Here is a 20412-nt window from a genome sequence, read left to right on the forward strand (position 1 = left end):
AAAGTGGAAATCCGCAAAAAAATCCCCGTATATTTTCCTCTGATTTACGGATACTAGCCGTATCAAAAAAATGAGAAGTATTGTGAATACTGGTAATTGGAGGAACATCGTTTATGAAAGCAACAGGTATTGTAAGACGCATTGACGATTTGGGGCGCGTGGTGGTGCCCAAGGAAATCCGCCGCACGCTCCGCATCCGGGAGGGGGACCCTCTGGAAATTTTTACGGATAAAGACGGCAGCGTCGTCCTCAGGAAATATTCCCCCATCGGCGAGCTTTCCGAATATGCGGAGGATTTTTCCGGCGCTATGGAAAACGCCATCGGCCGGACCGTCGTCATCTGCGATAAGGACAGCGTCGTCTCTGCCAGCGGCGAGCTGAAAAAGGAATACACGGCCCGCCCCATCAGCCGGCAGCTGGAGAGCGCCATTGAGGGCCGCAGCCTGATCTATAAAAACAGCCGGGAGGGCGCATCCTGCATTCCCATCTATGAGGGCGAGGACGTCTCTCAGATGGAATCCCAGGTGATCCGTCCCATTCTCTGCGAAGGGCAGGTCATTGGCGCGGTTATGGTGGTGAGCAAAAATCCCGAGCAGGTGCTGGGCGATGTGGAAAAGAAAAGCGCGGAAATCGCCGCTATTTTTCTGGGTGCCCAGATGGAGCAGTAGCCTGCGGGGAAAACAAAAAAACAGCGGCAGGAGCAGTTTTCCTTCCGCTGTTTTTTTGTTGTTCTCCTGTCCGCGCCGCCAGCATGCGCATTGGCTCTGAAAAGCGGCTGGATTCCCCATTCCTGTGCCGTTTTTTCCATCCTGCCAATGCCTTCCAGCAATGCGCCGGAAAAGACGGGTGCAGACGGGCCGGCCCTCTTTGTTTATTCCGGCCTTCCCGTACGCTTTCTTCCCGCAAGGGCTTTTCTATCCGCCGCTTACACCCCGGCCATGTGATTCAGGGGGCCGGAGCCTTTTCCCAGATCCAGCCCCGCCTTCAGCGCCTTTGTGAGATACGCTTTGGCCCGCTTGACCGCCTCCCCCAGCGGATAGCCCGCCGCCAGGGCGCAGGCGATGGCCGAAGAGAGGGTGCATCCGGTTCCATGGGTGTTGGGGTTCTCAATCCGCGGCGCAATAAACCAGCAGGGCTCTCCCCCGTCCCATAAAAGGTCGCAGGCTTCTCCCTCCAGGTGCCCGCCCTTGATGAGCACGGCGCCGCCCGTCTTTTCTCCAATGCTTTCTGCCGCCCGGCGCATATCCCGGCGGTTTTCGATCTTTTTCCCGCAGAGCGCCTCCGCTTCGGGAATATTGGGGGTGATGACCCGTCCCATGGGCAGAAGTTCCTCCACCAGCGCCTCCTGGGCCGCGGGAGAGAGCAGGGCGCTTCCGCTGGTGGACACCATAACCGGGTCCACCACGATGTTTTCCGCCGCATATTCCCGCAGCTTTCGGGCAATGACCCGGATGATATCGGCATTCGAAACCATGCCGATCTTCACGGCATCCGGCCGGATATCCGAAAAGACGCAGTCCATCTGCTGCCCCACAAACTCCGGCGCCGCCTCAAAAATCCCATATACGCCGGTGGTATTCTGGGCAGTGAGCGCCGTGATGACGCTCATGGCATACATTCCATGCACCGTAATGGTCTTGATATCCGCCTGAATGCCCGCGCCGCCCGAACAATCCGACCCGGCAATGGTCAACACCTTTTTCATTGAAAAAATACCTCGCTTGCCTCCTGATAATTCCGGAAAAAAACATCTGCCGTTTCCCGGATGGCCTCCCGGTCCTTTTTCTGGGAATCGTCGGCAATGGCCGCGATATGCAGCCCGGCCTTCCGGGCGCTTTTCATGGCATAAAGGGCGTCCTCAAAAACCCAGGTTTCGGCTTTTTTGGTTCCTAGCGCCTTGCGGGCCGTCTTGAAAATCTTGGGGCTGTCCTTGCCCACGCCCACGTCCGAGCAGGTGAAAATCTGCGAAAAGAAGGAGAGCAGGCCGTTGCGCTTGAGCGCCGCCTGCGCCAGCCAGTTTTCCGTGGCCGTCGCCACGCACATCCGGACGCCCTCCGCCGCCAGCCTCTGCAAAAATTCAAAAGCCCCGGGCTTGGCCTCCACTTCCTCCAAATAGAAGTGCTGGATCATGCGGTTGACGCCGTCCAGGATTTCTCCCACCGATTCGGTGACACCGTAATTCTCCTGAAAATAGACCGCCGCCTGCCGGAGGCTCATGGTCTTGAGCCTTTCATCCAGCCCCGGCTCGGGCTGGACGCCCCTTCCCCGGAGATAATCGCTGCCCAGGGTTTTCCAGATTCCCATGGAATCGAGAAGCGTTCCATCCATGTCAAAAATAATGCCGTTTACCCGCATGCCTTCACCATTTGCTCCGAAAGGGCGCGCAGCTCCCGGCAGGTGTTTTCGATATCGCCGCTGGCAAATATGGCGGAGACCAGCGCCACGCCGTCCACGCCCGTGCCCGAAAGCTGCATGATGTTTTCCTTAGAAATTCCGCCGATGGCCACCACTGGAATCGAAACCGCCCGGCAGATCTCCCCGAGCGTCTCATGGGAAACCGCGTCCGCATCCAGTTTGGTGGATGTGGCAAACACCGCTCCCACGCCCAGGTAGTCTGCGCCGTTTCTTTCGGCCTCCAGCGCCTGCTCGACCGTCTGGGCCGAAACGCCCAGGATCATGTTGTCCCCGATTGTTTTGCGGACGTCCCCGGCCTGCATATCGTGCTGCCCCACATGGATGCCGTCCGCTCCGCAGGCAAGGGCAATCTTCACATTATCGTTGACGATAAAGGGCACATGATAGGCCCGGCAGAGGGCGCAAAGCTCCTCCGCCTCTTCCAGAAAGGAAAGCTCGTCCAGCTCCTTTTCCCGCAGCTGGATGCAGGTCGCTCCTCCCTTCAGGGCCTCTTCCACCTGTTCCTTCAGCGTCTGATGGGAGAGCCACGCCCGGTCGGTGACGGCATAAAGCCGCATGGCCAAACTATCGCATTTCATATTTTGCCCCGCTTTCCAGGATTTCACCCGTCATATGGAAAATTTCATCGATAATTTTATTCCGGTAGGTGGAATTGCCGTCCTCCGGAGCCAGCCGCTCATGGGCGCGCTCCCCCGCCAGCCCCATGGCGCAGACGGCGGCAGCCGCCGCTTCCAGGCTGTTTTCCGGGTTGGCTACCAAAAAGGCCGTCATCATACCCGAGAGCATGCAGCCCGTCCCCGTGATTTTTCCCATCATGGCATGGCCATTGCGGATGACATATGCCTTTTCTCCATCCGCCACAATATCAATGGCGCCGGTAATGGCGACGACAGCCTGGGTCTTGGCGGCAAATTTTTTGGCAAATTCCACTGCTCCGGAAAGCGTTTCCTCGGTGACCGCATCGGCCACGTCCGCATCCACGCCCTTTGTCGTTCCCTCGCCGAGAGCCAGCGTCTTGATCTCCGAGATGTTCCCCCGGATGACCGTAAACTGCACCTTCTCCATCAGGTCATAGGCCGTGTTCGTGCGCAGGGAGGAAGCTCCCGCGCCCACAGGATCCAAAAGCACCGGATGCCCAAGCTCGTTGGCCTTCTGCCCCGCCAGGAACATGGCCGGAATCGTGCGGGCGTTGAGCGTTCCGATATTGATGTTCAGCCCGCCGCAGATAGAGGTAATCTCCTCCACATCACCCGGATCGTCCGACATAATGGGAGATCCGCCGCAGGCCAGCAGGATGTTGGCTACATCGTTGACCGTCACATAGTTAGTGATGTTGTGCACCAGAGGCGCCGTTTTTCGAACATTGTTCAGCATTTCTTTCATCATGTGTTTTTCCTCGCTTTTTATTCATCAAATATAGAGACAATTTCCCCATCCAAAATCCGGTTCATATTGCGCACGGCGCAGAAATTGCCGCACATGGAGCAGGTATCCTCCTTCTCCGGCCGGGAGGACTCTCGGTATTCCCGTGCCTTCTCCGGGTCTATGGCCAGGTCGAACATGGCCTCCCAATCCAGCTTCTTGCGAGCCGCGCTCATCTCGTTGTCCCAGTCCATGGCGTGAGGCAGGCCCTTGGCGATGTCCGCCGCGTGGGCCGCGATGCGGGCGGCGATGATCCCTTCCTTCACGTCCTTCACATCCGGCAGGCGCAGATGCTCGGCCGGCGTGACATAGCAGAGGAAGGCCGCGCCGGAAGCCGCCGCAATGGCGCCGCCGATGGCCCCGGTAATATGGTCATAGCCCGGCGCCACATCCGTCACCAGCGGCCCCAAAACATAGAAGGGCGCGCCGTGGCAAAGAGTTTTTTGAATCTCCATGTTGGCGGCGATCTGGTTCATGGGCATATGCCCCGGCCCTTCGATCATGATCTGCACATCCTTTTCCCAGGCCCGCTTGGTCAGCTCGCCCAGGGTAATCAGCTCCTCGATCTGGGAAGCGTCCGTTGCGTCCTGGAGGCAGCCCGGGCGGCAGGCGTCTCCCAGGCTCAGGGTCACGTCGTATTCCCGGCAGATATCCAGGATCTCATCATAGTGTTCATAGAAGGGATTTTCCTGCCCGGTCATCTCCATCCAGGCGAAAATGATGGACCCGCCCCGGGAGACGATGTTCATAAGCCGTTTGTTGCGCTTGAATTTTCCCGCCGTTTCCTTGTTGATGCCGCAGTGAATGGTCATGAAGTCCACGCCGTCCTCCGCGTGCATGCGGACAATATCAATCCATTCCCGGGAGGTGATGGTGCCCAATGCTTTATGGTAATAGACCACCGCGTCATAGATGGGCACAGTGCCGATCATCGCCGGGCATTTTTCCGTGAGCATCCGGCGGAATTTGCGCGTGTCGCCATAGGAGCTCAGGTCCATGATAGCCTCCGCCCCCATATCCACGGCACTCTGCACCTTGGTCAGCTCCATATTCAGGTCGGTCAGATCCCGGGAGGTTCCCAGGTTCACGTTGATTTTCGTGGTGAGCATGCTTCCCAGCCCGCTGGGGGCAATGCAGGTGTGCTTCTTGTTGCAGGGGATGATGGCCTTCCCCTCCGCCATGAGGGCCATGAGCTGCTCGGGCGCCATATGCTCCTTGCGGGCGACGATCTCCATTTCCTTTGTACAAATGCCTTTGCGGGCCGCGTCCATCTGTGTCGTGTATTCCATATTTCCGCTCCTTTCTTCCAAAAAAACAGGGTATACATATTTGTATACCCTTTCTTCTCTGCGCGTCGGTTTCCTACGTTGGCATTATCCAAATCAGGTATAAGGGTCGGAGCACACGCTCCCTCTCAGCCGGTTTCCAGCTCCCCTGTCGCTTCCTATATAATTTTCTTTATCCTATCACAATCCCGCGTTTTTTGTCAAACCTCCCGGTTCTGGTTTTTTAAAGAAAGCAGACAAAAAACTGACCGGCTTTATACGGCCCCCGCAAATCCCTGCCATGGAGATTGCAGACAGCAAAAAAGAGCGGCGCTGCCGCTCTTTTATACTGTCTTTTTGCCTATAACGTCTTGCGCAGGATCAGGAATTCCTCTTCCTCCATCTGATCTTCATCCGAAACATTGATGACATGGAAGTCCAGTTCCTCCCGGTATACCCGCAGGGCCTTGTAGTTGGAGGGATGCACCGTCACCTCCACCATCCGCAGATTGGATTCCTTCAGATCCATAAAGGCGTTGGCCAAAAGCGCCTCCCCCAGATGCTTGCCGGATTCCGAAGGCTTCACCAGAATGCCATAGAGGAATACGCGGTTGGGATTGTCAAAGTCCCGCATAAAATAGGAGACACCCAGCACCTCATCATATTCCATGGCGGCATATACCCGCCCATAGCGGATAAAGGAATGCACTTCAAAAATGTTCATCCCGCCGCCCCGGCCGGCATGTACCTCCTGTTCCAGCTCTACAATCTGTTCCAAAAGATCATAATCGCTTTCGCTGACATGAAAATATTCAACTGCCATTGGCTCTATTCCTTTCTTGGGCGTTCCAAACCGCCCTCTACCCTATTGTACACCGATTGTTTCCTTATTATAGCAAAACGCGCAAAAGAATGCAATATTTCCCTTTTTCCCTGCCATTTTGGAAAAAATCAGGGAATCGGGAGCGAGCTGCCCCTGCCGGGGAAAAACAAACGGAGGTTTGTCTCTCTATTTATTGGGGCCGCTCTTTTCTGCCCCGGGCTGCGCTCTATATCCGGGAATACCGTCGGGCCATTTCCGCCATGCGCCGGGCCAGGCCGGGATCCGCCGTCAGCTCGCCGGGCAGAAGCCTCCATTCCCAATTGCCGCCGATGGTGGAAGGAGTATTCATCCGCGCCGTCCCGGGAAGGTTGAGATAATCCTGCATCTGCGCCACAAACACATCCGCCACGGACATGGAGGCGCCGCGGATCACGCCCCAGCTCCAGCCCTCCTCTTCTGTGAGGGCAAAGTATTCCTGCACCCGCCGCCGGGTCTCCTCCGGCGCATGTTCCAGCCAGTCCCGAAGGGTGGTATTGTCATGGGTGCCCGTGTATACCACACATTCCCGGGCAAAGGTATGGGGCTGATAGTCCTTGAAGTCCTCGGAATCAAAGCCGAATTCCAGCACCTTCATTCCTGGGAACCCCGAATCCCGCAGCAGCTCATGAACCTCTGGCGTGAGATATCCCAGATCCTCGGCAATAAACTCCAGATCCGGAAACTGCGCCTGCACGGCCCGGAGAAAGTCCATGCCCGGCCCCTTTTCCCATCTGCCGTTCCTGGCCGTCTTTTCCCCAGCCGGAACTGCCCAATAGCTCTCCAGCCCCCGGAAATGGTCGATACGCACCACGTCGAACAGCTTCCCGCAGATTCCGAGCCGCCGCATCCACCAGTCGTATCCCCCCTCCCGCAGAGCCGCCCAGCGATAGAGGGGATTGCCCCAAAGCTGGCCGTCTGCCGAAAAATAGTCCGGCGGCACTCCCGCCACGGCACTGGGCGTCCCGTCCTCTTCCATCTGGAAGTATTCCCGGTGGCTCCAAACGTCCTCCGAATCCATGGCGGCATAGATGGGGATATCTCCGATGAGCCGGATGCCGCATTCCCGGGCCTTTTTCCGCAGAAGGCCAAACTGGCGGTAAAATTCCATCTGAAGAAACACATGATATTCTATTTCGCAGGAGAGCCGCGTCCGGGCGGCCTCCACCGCCGCCCTCTCCCGCCGCCGGAGGGGCTCCGGCCAGAGCGTCCAGGGCCGCCCGCCCTGTTCTTCCTTCAGCGCCATAAACAGAGCATATCCCGGCAGCCAATCCCGGTTTTCCTCCAGAAAAACTTCCATTTCTCTTCGGATTTCCGCATCCCGCCGGGAAAACGCCCGGCGCAGCAGAACCTCCCGGCTTGCCCGAACGGCGTCATAATTCACCCTGCCCGGCGTATCCGCCGCCTGCTTCAACTCCTCTTCCAAAAGCAGGCCGCGCTGCCGCAGCAGCTCCAGATCGATGAGAAGGGGATTGCCCGCGCAGGAGGAGGGGGACTGATACGGCGAATTCCCAAAGGCCACCGGCCCCAAAGGCAGCATCTGCCAATAGGTCTGCCCGGCCTCCCGCAAAAATTCCAGAAAATCATAGGCCTCCTGCCCCATGGTTCCAATGCCATGGGGTGAAGGCAGTGACGTGATATGCAAAAGTACGCCGCTTCCCCGCTTCAATCTCTTTTCCCTCTCTTTTCATCCTTTTCCATGGAAAGCCTCGGTCCGGGCCGTCATGTTTTATTGGAAAACCTCCGCCGCATGGCTTTGACGATATCCAGCAGATAAAGCTGCTCATCCTCGGAAAGTCCTCTGGCCGCCTCATAGAGCTCTGCCAGCAGCCGGGCGCTTTGGGATGCCTGTTCCTTTTCCATCTCTCCCGCGCCCTCCAGCAGCCATTCCCGGCGGATCCCCAGTTCCTCGCAGATGGCGTTCACAACAATCCGCTGCGGCTGCGTTTTGTTTTTTTCCAGGTTATAGATCACGCCCCGGGACACGCCGATGGCCTCGGCCAGGGATTCCTGGGTATATCCGTTTTTTCTGCGCGCATAGCACAGCCGTCCGCCTAATGTTTCCATAGTACCAACACCACCTTAAAGCAAGCATACCATGGCAGAAAATCATTGTCAACGCGCAATTTCATTGATAATGAAAAATATTTACTTTAATTTGCATTTACAATGAATTTCCTTCGTGCTATAATGCTTCCATAGAATGGGAAAGGAGTGGTTTCCATGGGAATTGAGCGGGATTCCCCATCGCCGGGCGCCATTATAGATGAAATCATTGACAACGCATCCTGCCTTTCCGCGGAACAGCTGCGCACCCTGTTGCTGCTGGCCCGGGGCATGGCCTATACCCATAAGCTCCTGACCCGGCCTGACGGCACGCCCCCGCCCTCCTCCTCGGAATAGCACGGTTTTTCCAGCTTCTTCCGTTGTTGAATTTTATGCCCATATCGATTACAATAGGAAAAGAAACAGCAAGGAGGGCTTTATGCAGAAAATCGCCAGCTTTCAGGTCGATCACAACCTCTTGACCCCCGGCATTTATGTCTCCCGGGTGGACTTTTCGGATATCGTGACTTATGACCTGCGCTTCAAGACGCCCAACGCGGGAGACTATCTGGATCCCGCCGCCGCTCACACCATCGAACACCTGTTTGCCACAGCCGTCCGCTGCGGTCCCCTTGGTGCCAGCACCGTCTATTTCGGGCCCATGGGCTGCCTTACCGGCTTTTATCTTATCTTCAAAGGCGTTTCCCATGCAGACGCCATCCGGGAGATCCGCAGGATCGTTCAGTGGATGACGGACTTTTCGGGGACGATTCCGGGAAGCGAAAAAAAGGAATGCGGAAACTATCGGTTTCATAATCTGGAACAGGCCCGCCGGGAGGCCGCGGCCTTTGGCGCGGTCATCCAAAACTGGACGGAATCCGATCTGCTCTATCCCGGCGATTGATCATGCCAGACGCCAATGAAAAACCGAGTATTTTCTTAACGTATGGCCCCTATGGGGCATCATATAACCTTCCCCAAAAGGGAGGGCAACCTATCCTAAAGGAGTAAACAAATGCTGCAGATTAAAAACTTAGTGAAGAGCTTTCCCGGCGGCGTCCGGGCGGTGGACAACGTGAGCCTGCATGTGGCCCCCGGCGATATCTATGGATTTATCGGCCATAACGGCGCCGGAAAAACCACCACCATCAAATGTGTCACCGGACTCTATGATTTTGACGAAGGGGAAATCTATGTGGACGGCAAATCCGTCAAGGAGGATCCCATGGCCTGCAAAATGGTCTCCGCCTATATTCCGGATAACCCGGATCTCTATGACCATCTGACCTGTATGCAGTATTTGAATTTTATCGCGGATATCTACCGGATTCCCAAAGAGCCCCGGGCGGAAAAAATCAAATACTATGCCGATATCCTCGAGCTTTCCTCGCGCCTTGGCGAGCCCATCGGGGCTTTCTCCCATGGCATGAAGCAGAAGGTCGCCATCATCGCGGCTCTGCTCCATGAGCCCAAGCTGCTGGTGCTGGATGAACCCTTTGTGGGCCTGGACCCCAAGGCGGCGCATATCGTCAAGCAGCTGCTGGCGGATATGTGCCAAAAGGGCGGCGCGGTCTTTTTCTCCAGCCATGTGCTGGAAGTTGTGGAAAAGCTCTGCAACAAAATCGCCATCATCAAAAAGGGCAAAATCATCGTCTCCGGCCTGACGGAGGATATCCTCAAGGATGAATCCCTGGAAGACCTGTTTTTGGAGTTGACGGACAATGAATAATTTTTTTAAGCTCGTAAAAGTAAATCTGCTGGAGATTTTCTATAACAGCCGCAAGAAGAAAAAAGCCGGCGGCGGCGCGGGCCAGGCGGGAACCATCCTTCTGTTCCTCGTGTTGTTTGCCTTTGTGGCCTTCGCCGTGTTTACCATGGCCATGGGGATGGGAGAAGCAATGGCGGCAGTGGGCCTGCTTCCCATGCTCCTGCTCATTGCCCTTTCCTTCAGCACAATCTTTGTGCTGGTGCTGTGTATCTACCGCATGCCCGGTTTCCTGTTTTCCTTCAAGGATTTTGACCTTCTCATGTCCATGCCCATCAAGCCGTCGGTCATCCTGGGAAGCAAGCTGTTCACCAGCTATCTGGAAAATCTTGGCGCAGCGGCGCTGGTTTCCCTGCCCTTTATGATCGTTTATGGCATCATGACGGGCGCGGGCATTGCCTATTATCTTCTGATGATCCTCATCTGCCTGTTTATTCCGCTTCTCCCCATGACCGTCGGCGGGCTTTTGGCCTTTGGCCTTGCCAAACTGGCGACAAAGCTCAAGATGAAAAACCTGGTGATGATCGTGGGCATGGTTCTGGTGATGGGGCTGGCCTTTGCCTGGTCCTTCGGCGCGCAAACCCTCACGGAGACGGAGGGCATCATGGCCTCCCTTGGGATGTTCAATCAGATCGGCAGTGTTCTCTTCACCTCCCGTTTCTTCGTGGAGGCGCTTTCCGGCCCCAATCTGCTCTCTCTTTTGATCTTCATCGGCATCAGCCTGGGGCTTTTCGCCCTGTTCATTTTGCTCTTCGGCCGGGCCTTCCGCCATATCAATACGGCGATGCGCCAGATCACCGGCCGCCGCCGCAAGGGCAAAACGGCAAAAATCGAAGTGCGCTCGCCTCTGGGGGCGTTGCTTCATAAGGAGATTAGGACGTATTTCGGCTCTTTTATCTATATTTTCAACACATGCGTCGGTGTAGTGTTGGCGACGCTTCTGGCCATTGTCGCCGTAATACTGGGGCCCACCGCCCTTTCCTTCCTTGCCGATCTTCAGATGGTCGGGCCGGATTTTGCGCCTTTTATTCTCATGATGATCTTCTCCTTCTTCATCGCCTGCGGCAACATCTGCGCCCCCTCCATTTCCATTGAAGGCAGCCGGTTCTATATCCTGCGCGCCCTGCCCATCGATCCCAAGGATGTGTTCCGCGCCAAGCTGCTTCTGCATGTGATTATCACACTGCCGCTGATGGTGCTGGATGCGGCGGTACTATGCGCGGTTTTGCAGTTCTCCCTGGCAAACACGCTGCTGTTTATCGTCTATGTGGCGGTATTCGTCGTGTTTATCGGAACGCTGGGGCTTTCCATGAACCTAAAGTTCCCCCGGCTGGATTATAAGGATGACATGACAGCCGTCAAGCAGAGCGCCAGCGTGTTCTCCTGCATCATGATCGGCATGGTTCTGGCCTTCCTGCCGCTGCTTCCCCTGTTCCTCAACTGGCCCATGACTCTTTTCTCGGCCGGAATGATCGTTCTGTATGCAGGCGCGGCGTTGCTGCTCTGGCAGTTTATCACCCATGGCGGCGTGCGGATTTTCCGCTCTCTCCAAGCCTGATCTGTTTTCTTAAAAAAGCAGGAAAAAATCCCGCGTTTGCTGCGCTTTATTTCGCCTTTTTGGCGGAACCCGATTCCCAAAAGGAAAAGGATTCACAGCGGGCGGGCAGAGGGGTTGGAATCTGCGTTTTTGAATTATTCCGTCCCCTCCTGCAAAGAATAAAGACAAATACGGGATCGCTGCCGGGATTTCATAATCTGCCGCATCGCCGTAAATCAACAGGGGTAACGCATTATAAAGAACAGCCCTGCCGATATCTCGGGTTCGTTCGTTTCTTTGGGGCGGTTTTCCGGAATATCGTCTTTGCCAACCCGGCATCCGCCGGCTTTTCAGGCAGTGCAGGGGTTCTTGTCCGGCGCTGGTTTTCCTGTGGATAAGTGCGCTTGCCCGGAGATTGCGCAGAAACAAAAAACCCCCATGTCCATATTCTATTGAAAAGGAGACGCCTATGAACCTGCAGGTACAGGAATTTTCCTATGTATCCCATGATGGAAAAACGTCCATTGCCGCCCGAAAATACCTTCCGGAAGGAAACCCCCGGGCTATTTTGCAGATCTGCCATGGAATGTGCGAATACTTTGGCCGGTATGATTCCTTTGCCCGGTTTATGGCCGGCCACGGCTATATCGTCTGCGGCAACGACCATCTCGGGCATGGCGGCAGCGCCCCTTCTCCCGAACACTATGGTTTTTTTGCGGAAACGGACGGCCATCTGCATTTAGTGGAAGATGTCCATACCCTGACCCGGCGGATGCAGGCGGAGCATCCCGGCCTGCCCGTCATTCTTCTTGGGCACAGCATGGGTTCCGCCATCGCCCGCCTGACGGCGGCACGCTATGCCGCCAGCTATGCCGGCGCGGTCTTTTCAGGAACTCCCGTGCAGAAGCTCCCCCGGCTTTCCCGCATTCTCATTGCCCAGCAGGTGAAAAAATATGGCCCCCGGGGGCATAGCCAGCTTCTGGTAAACCTATCCATGGGCAGTTTCAACAAACGGTTTGCGGCAGAAGGCTCCAAAAACGCCTGGCTTTCCCGGGACAGGGCAGTTGTCACTGCCTACGACGAGGATCCCCGCTGCACCTTTACCTTCTCTACCTCCGCTTATCGCGACCTGCTTCACATGGTTTCCCGGGCCGCCTCTCCGGCCTGGCCCAAGGCTCTGCCCCGGGAATTTCCCGTGCTCGTTGCCTCGGGTGCCATGGATCCCTGCGGAAATTTCGGCAAGGGCGTCAAAAAGGTGTTTTCTTATATGCAGGACTGCGGCATGACCCATATTTCCTTAAAGCTCTATCCCGGCGCACGCCATGAAATTCTCAATGAGACAAACCGGGATGAGGTATATGCGGATATGCTGGCTTGGTGTGAGAATCTATTGGCATAACACCATAAAAATAAGGAAAGCAGGCTTTTGCCTGCTTTTTTGTTTGCTTCCTTCCAGCCTGCCATATTCCCGGTGACGGCCTCCGCAGCGACTGCGGCTCCGGATCGTCTTTCGCCGCCATTTTCCATCCTACAGAAATATCCCTATCTTTTTGATTTACATTCCCACGCTTATCTTTTGGGTTTGTATTATGAAACCTTCACTTCGTTTCGGTTATAAAAAATATCCGTTCCCTCTTTATTCGCGCGTTCGCGCTCACTTCTCTTTGGTCTATTTTTTGAAACCTCCGCTTCGCTTCGGTTATAAAAAAACTTCCATTTGTTCCCTGGTGCCTCTCGGCACCAACTTTTCTTTTTGGTCGTTTTTATGAAACCTTCACTTCGTTCCGGTTATAAAAAATACCCATTCCCCTTTCATTCGCGCTTTTGCATTCTTTTCCTTAGTTTTTATAAGCCTGCGAAATCCATGCTCCGGCATTTTTATATATCGGTATCTCTCCGCTGCATTTCCCGGGCATTTGCGGCTGCCCGAATCTCTTTTCGATGCTGGAGATGGATGCCGATATGCCCGATTCCCAGCAGTGTCACCGCCAGAAGCATCGGGAGGCTTCTTCCATAGAGAGCCAGCAGCAAGAACGCCGCGACTGGCAGCACAGCCCCTGCAACAGGGATGCCCCATAGGCTTCTGTAAAAATCCCCCATTGTTTTGCCGCTTTTAAAATATCGAATCCAATATATCTCATATAAGACCATCAACAGGAATGCAAAAAGCAGCAGGGCAAACCGGCCGCCCTCTTTGATATTCAAATCACTGCACAGCAGGGCCAGACAGGTCACGGAGATCTGGCCGATCCTTTCCATCCACTGCAATACTTTATTTTCCCTTTTTGCATAGGCAGCATAATCCGCCGGCTTATTTCTGCTCCATATCAGATTGGGCGCCATAAGCATCAGCAAAAACAGAAAGCCGACATAAGAAAAACCAAAATGCATATTGCCCTCCTGCTACACGATATAGAAATTCGCCTCCCAGCCGGGAATATAGGGATGCTTGCGCAGATAGATGCGGGCCTCCGGCCATATCTCCCAAAGCATGCGGGGCAATGTATAGATATCTTCCGTGCGGTGATAGGCCGCCATCAGCATCTTGGGATGCCATCGGCGGATGGTTGCCTCCATGCCCAAAATTGCCGGTCTCTCCGCGCCTTCCACATCCATCTTCACAAAGCTCACACCGCGTCCGTTCAGAATATGATCCAGGCTGTCTGCCGGAACCTCCCGCTTTCCTCCCCCCGCAATGGCGGCGCAGCGCCCGGACTTGGCGGAAAATTTCAGAACCGCCGGGCCGCTGTATGCCGCCAGCCGGTGCAGTTCCGCGTTTTCCAGATGGTTTTCCTCTGCATATTTCTCCAGCTTTTCAAAATTCTTTTCTGCCGGTTCCAGGGCAATGATGCCCCGGTATCCTCCCGTGCACTCCAAAAATTCCCGGATCGTGTCCCCCGTATAGGCGCCCAGGTCGGCATACGTCTCTTCCCGGGTGAGCCGCAGGATCTCCCGATATGCCCGGGCCCGGGGGGATGCAATCGCCTCCAGTTCCTCCATCCGGCCATGAAGCCGAAAATTCAGGAGGCCGGCCATCACGCGCCGGGATTCCCCGTCCGCCAGGCGGGCATAGACCTCCGCCAGTTCGCCTGCATGGGTTTCTGCATAGGCGGCATCAAATATTCCGCCGCCAAACACGGGAAGATCGGGAGCATATACCTCCTGCTCCCGGGCAATCCGATGGATTCCTTCCATCACATCCGCCAGATCCGTGGCAAACGCCAGCAAAATCAAAACATCTCCATATCGCTCACAAATTTCGTGATAGGTTTTCACCCGGAAGCCGCGGTATACATGCCCCCGGACAAATCCATCGCTGGCCATCACATCCGCCACGGCGACGCCCTGTTCTTCCAACAGCGCAAAGAGCTTATCTGCCCCATTGCCCATGCCATAGACCACCACTGGTTTTTTTGTATGCCGGACCCGGTCCATCCAACTTTCTTCCGCGTTCAGCCAAGACAATCCTTCCATATTCCTCCTCGGCGGAGGGCCATTTTCGCAAGACCATTCTCCGCGCTCTGCCGTTCCTTCTCCCGCCCAAAGGCACCAGCAAAAATTTCTTTCCGGCTCCTCGGCGAAGGGCCGTTTTCGCAAGACTATTCCCTGCGCTCCGCCGTTCCTTCTCCCGCCCAAAGGCGCGTCCCATTCCTTGGTAGAGAATCCTGCTCCCAAACCCTTTGCTGCCCTGCCAATTTATTTCGCGCGACAATGCAGCAATTACCGTTGCTTTCGTTTTCTCTGTTCTTGATTCAAGCGCACCCGCGTTCCTCGCTGCAACGCCTCGGTTTTGGCGTTCTTCCCGCGTCCTTTCGGGCGCTATATAAAGAAAAACCCGGGAAGCCCCGGGTTTCTTCTCAGAAATCCTCAGAAAATGCGGTCCTCATATTTCTCGATGTCGGCCGCCTCCGTCCATTCCTCTACCTTCTCATCATAGAGCTTGCCCACTTCTTCATCCCGCAGAAGGGGTTCGAGAAAACTCTTGGCCTCTTCATAGGGAACGGTTTTGGATTCCACATCGCTGGCATACTGAATGATATAGTATCCAAAGTCCGAAGCCGTCATAGGGGAAACATCCCCCACCTCTTTAAGGGCCATGCCGGCCTCCACGAAAATCGTGTCAAAATCCTCCATACCCTGATAAATGCGGTATCCCCGGGACTTGGTCGGCTCGGTCTTCATGCCCGGATCCTCGCCATATTCTGCCAGCACTGCATCAAAATCCGCGCCGGCAGCCGTCGCCTTCTGATAGACCTTCTCCGCCTTTGTCTTGATTTTTGCCAGTTCCTGATCCCGCAGGGCATCGGCTTCCTCATCCTTTTTCTCCAGCCGCAGGTCGGTGATCTGCTCCCGGATATCCTCGGGAATCGCAACCAGCAGGTTTTTTACATAGCGCAGGCCGGAAGGAATATACAGGGAATATCCCAGGCTTTCATAGGTATCCAGGTTCTTGGGCGATTCGTCCAGCGTTTTCTTCTGCGACGCCAGGTTTTCCTCATAATAGGCCTTCAGCGCCTCGTCCGTAACGGTATAGTCCTCGCCCAGCTTCTCCCGGACATTCTTCTTCACATAATCCCGGGCCAGGCGGTCGCGGTAGGAACCGTCGGTGATGCCATAGGTATCCTCCTGCAGCTTGGCTCTCCGCTCGATCTCGGCCTGTTTTTCCTCTTCGGTTCCGGTGAATTCCTCCTCCACCTCTTCTTCCACAGAGGAACGGATGCCGGTCTTTCGGGTTTCCACGGATTTATCCAGCTCTTGCTTCTGCTCATCCGAAAGCTCGGCCACTCCCAGCTCCACGGCCTTCTGATAGATCACTTCATAGCTCACCAGCTCTTCAAAGACCTGTTTCTTCAGCTCCTCCACTGCCTCTTTATTGGCGGCGGAATTCTCGTTGGCGTCCGTGATGCCATAAAGAGTGCGATAGGACTGATAGTCCTTTAAGAAGGTTTCCTTCTTGATTTCGGTTCCGTTGACAACGGCAATGACCTGTTCCTTGTCCAATTCCTCATTGGTAAAGACCATATGGCAGCCTGTAATCGAAAACAGCATAACCGCCGCCAGCACCGTCGCAAAAATCTTTTTTCCCATATCCTTTTTCTGGTCTCCTTCGTATCCTTCGCGCCTTCCCCGGGAAACGTCTCCGCAGCAGCGCGTACATTCGTAACTTTTATTATACTGGATTTGCCCCGGATATGCAACGCCTGATTTGCTCCATCAGCCCCAGCAGTCCGCTGTATATTTTCCCTTTCCCGGGCTTAAACAGGATTCGGGGCGGGCTTCCGGCGCGGAACTGGGCGGTTTTCTGATAATTCTGCAAAATTTCCAGGAGCTTTCCGGGATCAATGGGCGCATCCTCGGGGAAGCGAAGCTCGATCACATTTCCCTTGCGGATCACGCTGGCAATATGCGCCCGGGCGGCATAGGCCCGCACCACCGCCGCCCCCAGCAGGTTTTCCACCTCGTTCGGCGCCGTGCCGAAGCGGTCATAGAACTCGTCCCGGACGGCCCGGGCGTCGTCCATGGTCTGGATCGCCTCGATGCGGCGGTACATATCCAGCTTCTGCTCTTCCTCGGGAATATAGTTTCCGGGAATATAGGCGTTAACCCCCAGCTCCACATTGGACTCGGTCTGGGCGGCGGGCGCATCGCCCATGGCGGCGCGCACCTGCTCTTTGACCAGTTTGCAGTAGAGAGTATAGCCGATCTGCGCCATATGCCCGCTCTGCTCGGCCCCCAGGATGTTGCCCGCGCCGCGGATCTCCAGATCCCGCATGGCGATCTTGAACCCGCTTCCAAACTGGGTGAATTCCCGGATGGCTTCCAGCCGCTTGGCCGCCGCTTCGTTTAAATTCCGTTCCGCCATATGCGTGAAATAGGCATAGGCCCGGATGGAGGAGCGCCCCACCCGGCCTTTTAACTGATATAGCTGAGAAAGGCCGAATTTATCCGCCTCATAGACGATGATCGTGTTGACCGATGGAATATCGATGCCGGATTCAATAATCGTCGTGCAGAGAAGCACATCGTATTGATGCTCATAGAAATCCTCCACATTTTTCTCAAACACGGTTTCGCTCATCTGTCCATGGGCGGTGACAACCCGGGCTTCGGGCACAAAGGCTTTGAGCTGCCGGGCGATCTCCTCCATGCCTGTGATCCGCCGGGTGACGAAATAGACCTGGCCGCCGCGCTGCAATTCCTTTAAAATCGCTTCGCGTACCAGCCCCCAGCTGAACGGGGCCACATAGGCCTGGACCTCCTTGCGCTCTCCGGGCGGGGTGGCGATGGTGCTCATCTCCCGGATGCCCGTCATGGCCATTTCCAGCGTCCGGGGGATGGGCGTGGCCGTCAATGTCAGCACATCCACTTCCTTTTTCATATCCTTGATGCGCTCCTTATGGGAAACGCCGAACCGCTGCTCCTCATCCACCACCAGCAGCCCCAGGTCCTTATAGTGGATCTGCTTGGAGAGCAGCTTATGGGTGCCGATGATGATATCAATGCGGCCCTCGTTGACGGCCCGGATGGTGTCCGCCGGATTTTTAGAATAGCGGGAAAGCAGGCCGATGCGCACGGGGAAGCCGGCAAACCGCTCCTTAAAGGTCTCATAGTGCTGCCGGGCGAGAAGCGTCGTCGGCACCAGCACCGCCACCTGCTTGGAATCCATCACGGCCTTGAAGCAGGCCCGCATGGCCACCTCGGTCTTGCCATAACCCACATCCCCCAGAAGCAGGCGATCCATGATCTTTCCGCTCTCCATATCCCGCTTGATCTGGGCGATACTCTCGGTCTGCCCGGGGGTTTCCTCATAGGCAAAGCTGTCCTCAAACTGGCGCTGCCAGACGGTATCCTTGGAGAAGCGATATCCCTTGCGGGTTCCCCGCTCCCGATACAGCGCCACCAAATCCTCTGCCAGCTCCTTGATGGAGGAGGTCGCCTTGGCCTTGGTATTCTCCCATTCCTTGCCCCCCAGCTTGTTCAGCCGGACGCTTTCCGCCTCGCCGGGGCCGATGTATTTCTGCACCCGGTCGATCTGGGCGGTCTGGATATACAGCTTGTCGCCGCCGCGGTATTCCAGCTCGATATAATCCGCCCGGGCGCCGCCCACCTCCATATTTCTAAGCCCCAGGAATTTTCCCTTTCCATGGATCTCATGCACCACGATATCGCCGGGCTTCAAGTCTCCCAGAAGATCCTCCGGGGCGCGGTTTTCCTTCTTTTTCTGCCGTTTTTCCCGGCCCTTCACCGGCGCGCCGAAAATCTCTTCTTCGGAAAGATAAAGGGTCTTGGTTTCGGCAATCTCAAATCCCTCGGTCAGCCGGGCAGGAACGACCGCTGCGCCCGGAGCCTCCAGCGCCTTTCCCGAAAGGGCCGGAGCCAGCACGCCATATTCCTTCAGCCCCTCGGAGAGGGCTTTGGTCTTTCCGCCGGAGAAAAGATAGCAGCGATAACCTTCTTTGATGCGCAAAAGCAGGGAATCCGCCAGCATTTCCATGTTGCCCATAAAACCCACGGCGCTCTTCATGGCAAAATCCACCGTGTGCTTTTTCAGCCGCTTTTCTTCGCTCAGGCCGGGCACATCCAGCGCCCGCCCCGCAAAGGCGTCCAGAAATTCCTCCGGCGAGAGGCGGCAGGCAATCTCGCACCCAAAGGCATCCTCCTGCTCCATCACCTCGGAGAACAGGCTGACCCGCGCCTCTTCCCGTTTCTCCTGATCCGCCGCCAGGCGGTGGTATTCCTGGAATACCACAAGGCTTTCCCCGGCATAGTCCAGAATATTCCATGTCTTTTGGAACACGCCGGTATATGCTTCGATATTGGGGAAGCTTCCGTTTTCCCGGAGGTCATAGGCCATCCGTGCCCCGGCCTCCTCCCGCTTTTCGCCGGATGTCCGTTTGAGATAGCCGCAAAGCTCCTGCTTTTCCTCCTCGGAAAGGCATATCTCTCCTGCAGGCGGAATCGTGATATCCGAAAGCGAATCCCCAAAGGAGCGCTGGGAATCCTCATCAAAAAACCGAATGGTTTCAATCTCATCGTCAAAAAAAGTGATGCGATAGGGATGCGGGGCATCCGGCGGATACACCTCCAAAATCTCGCCCCGGCCGGAACAGAAGCCCGGCGTTTCCACCAGCGCCGTCCGCTCATATCCAAGGCCGATGAGCTTTTCCATGAGCTTTTGCGGGGGAATGACCATCTCGGGCCGCAGCGTCAGAAATTTATCATAAAACGGTTCCGGCGCCCGCATTTTATAGAGAAGGGCGTCCATGGAGAGGAACACCAGCCGCCCCTTTTCCCGAAGCTGCGCCAGCGCCGCCACACGCTCCGCCGCCGCCTCGCCGCTCTTGGCCTCCACCAGCCGAAGCTCCACATGCGTAGAGGGCAGATAGACCTTGTTGCCATAATAACAGCGGTCAAATTGCTGCTTTGCATCATAATCCGTAGCCGAAACCACAAATACCGTCCGCCCCATGCGCGTGAGAGCATAGAAAAGATGCGTGCGCGCCCCGGGCGCAACCCGCAAAAGCGAGCAGGGCATCTGCCCTCCCCGCACAATTTCCTCCAGACGGGCCATGCCGCCGGCTGTCTCTAAACTATCCAAAATACATTTCACGGCTGTTTTGTATTTCCCTCCCGCTTTGTCCTGGCGGCATTTTTCCGGGTGACCGCCTAAATCTCCAAATTGTGCCCGCCGCCTTTTTGCGAAAGGGCATGACGATGCGCCGCCCCGGGGCTTTCTCCCCCGCGGCGGTCGCCGGGCCGCCGGAGCGGCCCCTTTTTCTTTCCTTCTATTCTATGCGAGGCGTGGGGAAAATACAAGCATTCCCGCAAATTTCGCGGCAAAAAGGCAGGGCCTTTGAGGGACTTTTGTAAAAGCCTCTGCTTTTCGGCAGATACTTCCGCTTCTGCGAAGGGCGAAAGAGCAAGACCTTGGGAGACTTTTGTAAAAGTCCCCCAAACCCCTCAAAACCTTTCGGCAGATGCTCCCGCATCTGCGGGGAATGAAATAAATAAAGAAAAAAACTTCTTTCTTTTTCGCAAAAACCTGCCGCGGCGAGCCGCTTTGACACGCCTGTACCGTTTCGCACCTTTTAACTGCCCCGGT

At 55.8% G+C, this 20412-nt stretch carries 18 protein-coding genes and 1 riboswitch; of the genes, 6 read left to right on the top strand and 12 right to left on the bottom strand.

Annotation, left to right across the window (positions count from 1 at the left end; all coding sequences use genetic code 11):
- Nucleotides 1-113: 113 nt before the first annotated feature.
- Nucleotides 114-668 (top strand): stage V sporulation protein T, encoded by a 555-nt coding sequence (spoVT, locus tag H8693_RS05310; protein ID WP_178618641.1) that lies wholly within the window; start codon nt 114-116, stop codon nt 666-668.
- A 257-nt stretch (nt 669-925) separates the two neighbouring features.
- On the opposite strand, the gene thiD is transcribed toward spoVT, so the two are convergent.
- The 8 genes from thiD to H8693_RS05350 all read right to left on the bottom strand — a co-directional run bounded on the left by thiD (nt 926) and on the right by H8693_RS05350 (nt 8028).
- A complete protein-coding gene (gene thiD, locus H8693_RS05315; protein WP_249280125.1) occupies nt 926-1705 on the bottom strand; it encodes a bifunctional hydroxymethylpyrimidine kinase/phosphomethylpyrimidine kinase in 780 nt (259 codons plus the stop codon).
- Nucleotides 1702-2355, bottom strand: coding sequence for an HAD family hydrolase (locus H8693_RS05320; RefSeq protein WP_249280126.1), 654 nt, complete (start codon nt 2353-2355; stop codon nt 1702-1704). The genes thiD and H8693_RS05320 overlap by 4 nt, the downstream gene beginning before the upstream one ends.
- Nucleotides 2346-2993 (bottom strand): thiamine phosphate synthase, encoded by a 648-nt coding sequence (thiE, locus tag H8693_RS05325; RefSeq protein WP_249280127.1) that lies wholly within the window; start codon nt 2991-2993, stop codon nt 2346-2348. Before thiE ends, H8693_RS05320 begins: the two co-directional genes overlap by 10 nt.
- Nucleotides 2980-3801, bottom strand: coding sequence for a hydroxyethylthiazole kinase (gene thiM / locus H8693_RS05330; RefSeq protein ID WP_249280128.1), 822 nt, complete (start codon nt 3799-3801; stop codon nt 2980-2982). Before thiM ends, thiE begins: the two co-directional genes overlap by 14 nt.
- Nucleotides 3802-3818: 17 nt before the next feature.
- Nucleotides 3819-5126: a phosphomethylpyrimidine synthase ThiC gene (gene thiC / locus H8693_RS05335; RefSeq protein ID WP_249280129.1), complete on the bottom strand. Its 1308-nt coding sequence runs from the start codon at nt 5124-5126 to the stop codon at nt 3819-3821.
- Nucleotides 5127-5179: 53 nt separating this feature from the next.
- Nucleotides 5180-5283, bottom strand: a riboswitch (TPP riboswitch).
- A gap of 180 nt (nt 5284-5463) precedes the next feature.
- The gene (locus H8693_RS05340; RefSeq protein WP_178618623.1) at nt 5464-5925 is read right to left on the bottom strand and encodes a GNAT family N-acetyltransferase; all 462 of its coding nucleotides are present in this window, start codon (nt 5923-5925) and stop codon (nt 5464-5466) included.
- Nucleotides 5926-6151: 226 nt separating this feature from the next.
- Nucleotides 6152-7630 (bottom strand): 4-alpha-glucanotransferase, encoded by a 1479-nt coding sequence (gene malQ / locus H8693_RS05345; RefSeq protein WP_249280130.1) that lies wholly within the window; start codon nt 7628-7630, stop codon nt 6152-6154.
- 53 nt (nt 7631-7683) lie between these two features.
- Nucleotides 7684-8028 carry a helix-turn-helix domain-containing protein gene (locus H8693_RS05350; protein WP_178618616.1) on the bottom strand — a complete coding sequence of 115 codons (345 nt, stop codon included), beginning with the start codon at nt 8026-8028 and terminating at the stop codon, nt 7684-7686.
- 156 nt (nt 8029-8184) lie between these two features.
- Here H8693_RS05350 and H8693_RS05355 point away from each other — a divergent pair, with 156 nt between their 5' ends.
- The 5 genes from H8693_RS05355 (at nt 8185) to H8693_RS05375 (ending at nt 12708) form a co-directional block, all read left to right on the top strand.
- On the top strand, nt 8185-8364 hold the full coding sequence (locus H8693_RS05355; RefSeq protein ID WP_178618613.1) for a hypothetical protein: 180 nt from the start codon (nt 8185-8187) through the stop codon (nt 8362-8364).
- An 82-nt stretch (nt 8365-8446) separates the two neighbouring features.
- On the top strand, nt 8447-8911 hold the full coding sequence (locus tag H8693_RS05360) for an S-ribosylhomocysteine lyase (RefSeq protein WP_249280131.1): 465 nt from the start codon (nt 8447-8449) through the stop codon (nt 8909-8911).
- Nucleotides 8912-9022: 111 nt separating this feature from the next.
- Complete coding sequence (locus H8693_RS05365; protein WP_178618607.1) at nt 9023-9736, top strand: ABC transporter ATP-binding protein; 714 nt, start codon at nt 9023-9025, stop codon at nt 9734-9736.
- Complete coding sequence (locus H8693_RS05370; protein ID WP_178618605.1) at nt 9729-11330, top strand: putative ABC transporter permease subunit; 1602 nt, start codon at nt 9729-9731, stop codon at nt 11328-11330. The genes H8693_RS05365 and H8693_RS05370 overlap by 8 nt, the downstream gene beginning before the upstream one ends.
- A 448-nt stretch (nt 11331-11778) precedes the next feature.
- Nucleotides 11779-12708, top strand: a complete 930-nt coding sequence (locus tag H8693_RS05375; RefSeq protein WP_249280132.1) for an alpha/beta fold hydrolase — start codon at nt 11779-11781, stop codon at nt 12706-12708.
- A gap of 479 nt (nt 12709-13187) precedes the next feature.
- Here H8693_RS05375 and H8693_RS05380 read toward each other — a convergent pair whose 3' ends face one another.
- The 4 genes from H8693_RS05380 to mfd all read right to left on the bottom strand — a co-directional run bounded on the left by H8693_RS05380 (nt 13188) and on the right by mfd (nt 19908).
- Nucleotides 13188-13700, bottom strand: a complete 513-nt coding sequence (locus H8693_RS05380) for a hypothetical protein (protein WP_249280133.1) — start codon at nt 13698-13700, stop codon at nt 13188-13190.
- 12 nt (nt 13701-13712) lie between these two features.
- Nucleotides 13713-14783, bottom strand: a complete 1071-nt coding sequence (locus H8693_RS05385; RefSeq protein WP_249280134.1) for an FkbM family methyltransferase — start codon at nt 14781-14783, stop codon at nt 13713-13715.
- 393 nt (nt 14784-15176) lie between these two features.
- Entirely contained in the window at nt 15177-16397 is a 1221-nt protein-coding gene (locus H8693_RS05390) for a SurA N-terminal domain-containing protein (RefSeq protein ID WP_249280135.1), read from the bottom strand.
- A gap of 82 nt (nt 16398-16479) precedes the next feature.
- Entirely contained in the window at nt 16480-19908 is a 3429-nt protein-coding gene (mfd, locus tag H8693_RS05395; protein ID WP_249280136.1) for a transcription-repair coupling factor, read from the bottom strand.
- Nucleotides 19909-20412 lie beyond the last annotated feature (504 nt).

The organism is Guopingia tenuis, assembly GCF_014384805.1.
Taxonomy (GTDB): Bacteria; Bacillota; Clostridia; order Christensenellales; family Christensenellaceae; genus Guopingia; species Guopingia tenuis.